Raw genomic sequence first — 5,619 nt, 5'->3', positions numbered from 1 at the left:
CGAGACGCTGCTGGCCAGGATCTGGGCGGAGCTTCTGGGGGTCGAGCGGGTCGGACGCCACGACAACTTCTTCGAACTCGGCGGCCACTCGCTGCTGGCGGTGCAGCTCTTGAGCCGGCTGTCGCGGGCTGTTGGTGTGGAACTGCCGCTGTCGACGCTGTTCGCCAGGCCAGTGCTTGCCGATCTGGCGGCAAGCATCGTCGAGGTGTTGAACCGCGCCGATCGCAAAGACCTGCCGGCGATTGTTGCCGTGTCGCGCGACGAGCCGCTTGCGCTGTCGTTTGCGCAGCAGCGGCTATGGTTTTTGGCGCAGCTCGACGAGGGCAGCACCAACTATCACATTCCGCTGGCCTTGCGGCTGCGTGGTCTGCTCGACCGCAGCGCCTGGCAGCGCAGCCTTGACCGTCTGTTTGCGCGTCATGAGGCGCTGCGCAGTGTCTTTGTCGCACCGGAGGGCAAGCCCTGGGTTGAGGTTCTGCCGCCGGATGCGGGACTGCCGGTACTCGAGCACGATCTGCGGGACAGGCCGGATGCTGAGGCGGCGCTTTTGGATCTGTGCCATGAAGAGGCGCACATACCGTTCGATCTTGCGCGCGGGCCGCTGATCCGCGGCCGTCTGATCCAGATGTCGGATGAGGAACACGTCTTCCTGCTGACCCAGCATCACATCGTCTCGGACGGCTGGTCGATGGGCGTGCTGGTGCGTGAACTCAGTCAGCTTTACCGGGCGTTTGAGGCTGGACAGGACGATCCTTTGCCGCCGCTTGCGATCCAATATCCGGATTATGCCGCCTGGCAACGGCAGTGGCTGTCGGGGGAACGGCTACAGAGCCAGGCGCAGTATTGGCGCAACGCCCTGTCAGGCGCCCCGGCCCGTCTTGCGCTGCCGACGGACCGTGCGCGGCCGGCCCAGCAGTCGTTTGCCGGTGCCAGTGTGCCTGTTGTCATCGATGCGGATCTGACGCGGGGTCTGAGGCGGCTGAGCCGGCAGCATGGCACGACGTTGTTCATGACGGTGCTGGCGGCCTGGGCGGCGGTGCTGTCGCGTCTGTCGGGGCAGGACGACCTTGTGATCGGCGTGCCGAGCGCCAATCGAGGCCGGGGCGGGATCGAAGAGTTGATCGGCTTCTTCGTGAACACCCTGGCGCTTCGGCTGGACCTGTCGGGCGAGCCGAGCGTGTCGGAGCTTCTGGAACGGACGCGGCGCACGGCGCTGGCCGCGCAGGAGCATCAGGATCTGCCGTTCGAGCAGGTGGTGGAGATCATCAAGCCGCCCTGGCATCTTGATCACACGCCGCTGTTCCAGGTGATGTTGGCCTGGCAGAACAATGCCGTCGGGTCATTGGACCTGCCGGGGCTGAGCGTGGAGGCTGCCGGGGAGGGGCTCGATCAGGTCAAGTTCGATCTGGAGCTGAGCCTTGGCGAGCATGGCGAGGAGATCGCCGGAACGTTTGGTTATGCCACGGCGCTGTTCGATCAGGCGACGATCGAGCGGCAGCGTGGTTATCTGCTGGCGCTGCTGCAAGCGATGGTTGCCGATGCCGGCCAGCCGGTCGGCCGCATCGAGCTGCTGTCATCCGATGAACGCACCTATCTGCTGGAGGAGTTGAACCGAACGGCGGCCACCTATCCGTCGGAGCGGTGCATCCATGAGCTGTTCGAGGCGCAGGTGCGCCAGGCGCCGGAGGCGGTGGCGGTGGTCCATGAGGACGAGCGCCTGAGCTATGGCGAGCTCAACGCCCGGGCCAACCGGCTGGCGCATCATCTGATCGCACTGGGTGTGAAGCCGGATCAGCCGGTGGCGATCTGCGTGGAGCGCAGCCCGGCCATGGTGGTCGGTGTCTTGGCGATCCTCAAGGCGGGGGGCGCCTATCTGCCGCTGGACCCGGCCTATCCGTCTCAGCGGCTGCGGCAGGTTCTCGGCGAGGCCGCCCCGCACCTGCTGCTGGCCGATGCGGCCGGACGCGCCGCATTGGGCGCCGAGGCGCTCGCCGATGTGAGCGTGGTCGAACTGGATATGGCCACCCCGGCCTGGGCCGAACTGCCCGCCTGCGATCCCGACCCGCGCGCCCTCGGCCTGACCGCGCGCCATCTCGCCTATGTCATCTACACCTCAGGCTCCACCGGAACCCCAAAGGGCGTCATGGTCGAGCATCGGGGAGTGGTGAATCACACAAATTGGCAGGCGGATCGATTCCGGCTTACTGCCCACGACATTTTCTTGCAGCGGACCTCCCCCTCTTTTGACGCCGCGGTTTGGGAGCTATGGACATCCTTGTCGATTGGGGCCCAATTGACTCTTCTCCCCCTGGATAGACAATTAGACGTTCGAACAATTCTGAACGTAGTAAACAAATATCGAGTGACGGTACTTCAATTGGTTCCATCGCTGCTTTCGGAATTGCTTCGGAATAGCGATGTTTGGCAAAAGGAAGGCGGCAGTTTACGCTACACATTCTGTGGCGGAGAGCTCCTCAGGAATGAGAAAGCTGCTAAATGGCTGCAATTGACATCGCGGGCGCTTGTCAATGTTTATGGACCTACTGAGGCAACGGTTGACGCGACGGTCTGGGTGTATTCCGCTGGATTAAACAGGCCAGTTGTCCCGATCGGCCGTCCGATTGCGAACACGCGGGTCTATCTTCTGGACGGTCATGGTGGGCCGGTACCGTTCGGGGCGGTGGGGGAGCTTTATATCGGCGGGGCGGGGGTTGCGCGTGGCTACCTGAACCGCCCCGAGCTGACGGCGGAGCGGTTCATCGCCAGCCCGTTTGTGGCAGGCGATCGGCTGTACAAGACCGGCGACCTGGCGCGCTATCTGCCGGACGGCAATCTGGAGTTTCTGGGCCGCAACGACGACCAGCTGAAGATCCGCGGCTTCCGCATCGAGCCGGGGGAGATCGCCGCGCGGCTTTGCGAGCATGCCTGGGTGCGCGAGGCGGTGGTGGTGGCGCGCCAGGACCGCGCCGGCGACAAGCACCTTGTCGCCTATGTCGTGTGTGCGCCCGAGGCCGGCTCGGACGACGACGATGGAGGCGGGCTTGCCGGCGCCTTGCGCGCGCATCTGGGCGCGCGGCTGCCGGACTACATGGTGCCGTCTGCGTTCGTGCGGCTATCGGCGCTGCCCCTGACGCCGAACGGCAAGCTCGACCGCAAGGGGCTGCCGGCCCCCGACGACGACGCCTATGCGCGCACCGCCTATGAGGCGCCGCGCGGCGCGGTCGAGACGGCGCTGGCGCAGATCTGGGCGGAGCTTCTCGGTGTCGAGCGGGTCGGACGCCACGACAACTTCTTCGAACTCGGCGGCCATTCGCTCCTGGCGGTGCAGCTGCTCAGTCGAGCATCAGATCTTGGACTGAAGTTCAGCACCGCCGACCTCTTCCAAGCCCCTGTTCTGACGGACTTTGCATCGAAGATCCACTTGGAACCACAACCCAGCAATCCGGGAGTGATATCCGTTCAAGCAACCGGCTCGCAGCCGCCGCTGTTCTTTGTTCCCACAGGTTTGGGCGATTGTTCCTATGTCCCCAGTTTGGTAAAGGAAATGGACGTAGACTGTCCCGTCTATGCTTTGCCATGGCCGTCTTTCGATGAAGTTCGTCCACTGACCCTTGAAGCGATAGCTGATCAGGTCATCCTCGCGATCAAAGAAATTCAACCGCAGGGTCCATATCGCTTCGCTGGATACTCCTCGGGTGGCATCTTGGCTTACGCCATAGCCCAGCGCTTACTGGGTCTGGATGAAACCGTGTCTTTCATGGCGTTCATCGATGTTACGTTATTTGCAAATCGATCGAGCATATCCCCCTCTCAGATCGTCCGAAATATGGTGTTGGAACGTTTCGAATCCTTGGATGATGAGAGCTTCGAAGTGTTGGAACGCTTTGCTGGACAATGTTCAATTGCTCAGCTGCTTGAAAAGGCGCAGAAAATTGGGGCGATACCTCCGGATCGTGATCTCCATAATGACGTTCTGATGACTGAAAGAATCGCCCAATTTCATAGGGCGCTGCAGTCGTATCAAGTTCCGTCCCTGCCAATTGAGATTCATCAGTTTTATGCCATTGAGCCTCTCTTCAGTCGTCGGGTACCACCTGATAAAGCCTTAGGTCCAGAGGCGAACTCGCCCCTGCGCGGTTGGGACCAGATTCCAGGTGCGGCCGTTCGCGCCCTGCCGATCCCCGGCAATCACGCAACATTGATGAGTGTTCCACAAAACCGCGTAGTTCTGGCACGCGCCTTATCACGAGCCTTCGGTCGTGTGGACGCTAGGGATTGAACGAAGCCGGTGACGTCGATTTCCGAGGCATTGACTTCGCGTTTCCTTCCGGCCGTTCCGCAGGTTTTCCCGATAGGGAACCGACCCCGGAGCGGACGGCCTTCGTTGCTATCGAAAGGCTCTTGTCGATCATCGTCTGGACGAGGTGTTTGAGACCCACCACTGATGCGGCGCTGGCTGCCGATTTACGTCGTATTTTGAAAGCTGAAAGGAGCATACGTGGAGATTATCCCGTCTGATCAACTGAATATCCTCATCGGGATTCGTCCGATAGAAAACGGCGACCAAACCGCCTTGTTCTCTTCAGAAGTTGCCGCGCTAGGACCCGCTGTTGCCAAAGTCCGTCGCCAAAGCGGTGCTGCTAGAATAATTGCTCGAACACTCCTTGGCCAAATGGGATTTCCACCGACGCCTATCACTAAGACACGATCTGGTGTTCCTATCTGGCCAGCCGGCATTGTTGGCTCATTGGCTCACCACAATACAGTAGCAGCAGCCGCCATTGCAGAGAAGAAAAGGATCGCAACGCTTGGCATTGACATTGAACCGAACGACCCCTTGCCGAAGGACTTAATCGAATTGATTGCTACTCCGCGCGAGCGACGGATGTACGACTTACGTCTGCTTCAGAAGCGGAATATCTTTGTTTTGAAGGAAGCGGTATATAAAGCTTATTTTCAGATATATAATAAATTTCTTGAATTTCAGGATGTTGAAATTGATATGTACGCTCGCTTAGGCCATGTGACGAAGTCAAATTGTACCTTTCCTCTGGAGATACATACTTCTAAGAATGTGATCGGCTTGGCGTACTTACAGTCGTGTGTGGATGTATGAACCCCGCCCGATTGCAACGGCCGGCCGGAATCAGGATCGATGGTCACAACTGCTGACGTATATCCGGCTTCCTAGTCTAATACGGCTCGTCGCTGCGACCTCGCTGAGTTTTCGCCCGTGTCGCTTGGCACTTAACCGTCAGAATGCGGCCGTTCCGATGGGAGCGGGAAAAAGGTGGGGGTCATGCGGCGAGGGTGAGTTTGGCTTGTTTTAAGCGACCGTCGGCGACGGCTGCTCGCACTTGAAGGACCCTGTGAGCGCCGGCCGGAGACCAGCGCATCTGACGTTTCTTGTTCATCCGCGCGTTGACGAGGCTGTTGGCAGCGGATTCGGCTGGAGAACTCGAGATCGGTCGACCCGACCCGTACCGGCGGCAGCGAGCCCGTCCTGATCGACAAGAAGACTTCGGACATTCTTTTCGAATGTGCTTCCCTTGCCCGCGGGAACGAGCAATCCAAATGTCTTCATGAGCCCCCGGATCTGGTTTGAAAGCTCGGTGGTGA

The 5,619-nt window shown here is 60.3% G+C and carries 3 protein-coding genes and 2 pseudogenes; 3 read left to right on the top strand and 2 right to left on the bottom strand.

From position 1 onward, the window contains the following. The 3 genes from B5V02_RS21215 to B5V02_RS21210 all read left to right on the top strand — a co-directional run. Positions 1 to 4,279 (top strand): non-ribosomal peptide synthetase (locus B5V02_RS21215; protein ID WP_146606121.1); only part of this gene is annotated, 4,279 nt, incomplete at its 5' end. Further along, positions 4,276 to 4,518: a hypothetical protein gene (locus B5V02_RS40160; RefSeq protein WP_146606120.1), complete on the top strand. Its 243-nt coding sequence runs from the start codon at positions 4,276 to 4,278 to the stop codon at positions 4,516 to 4,518. The genes B5V02_RS21215 and B5V02_RS40160, both read left to right, overlap by 4 nt. Next, on the top strand, positions 4,499 to 5,116 hold the full coding sequence (locus B5V02_RS21210; protein WP_111546063.1) for a 4'-phosphopantetheinyl transferase family protein: 618 nt from the start codon (positions 4,499 to 4,501) through the stop codon (positions 5,114 to 5,116). The genes B5V02_RS40160 and B5V02_RS21210 overlap by 20 nt, the downstream gene beginning before the upstream one ends. 181 nt (positions 5,117 to 5,297) lie before the next feature. Here the strand turns inward: B5V02_RS21210 and B5V02_RS21205 are convergent. Beyond that, positions 5,298 to 5,492, bottom strand: a pseudogene (locus tag B5V02_RS21205) (ISKra4 family transposase); the annotation flags it as partial. Next, positions 5,492 to 5,619: pseudogene (locus B5V02_RS21200) on the bottom strand (IS110 family transposase); the annotation flags it as partial. The pseudogenes B5V02_RS21200 and B5V02_RS21205, both read right to left, overlap by 1 nt.

Source organism: Mesorhizobium kowhaii, from assembly GCF_003253745.1.
Taxonomy (GTDB): domain Bacteria; phylum Pseudomonadota; class Alphaproteobacteria; order Rhizobiales; family Rhizobiaceae; genus Mesorhizobium; species Mesorhizobium kowhaii.
The sequence above is the reverse complement of the archived record's forward strand: the minus strand, read 5'-3'. Positions and strand labels throughout refer to the sequence as shown.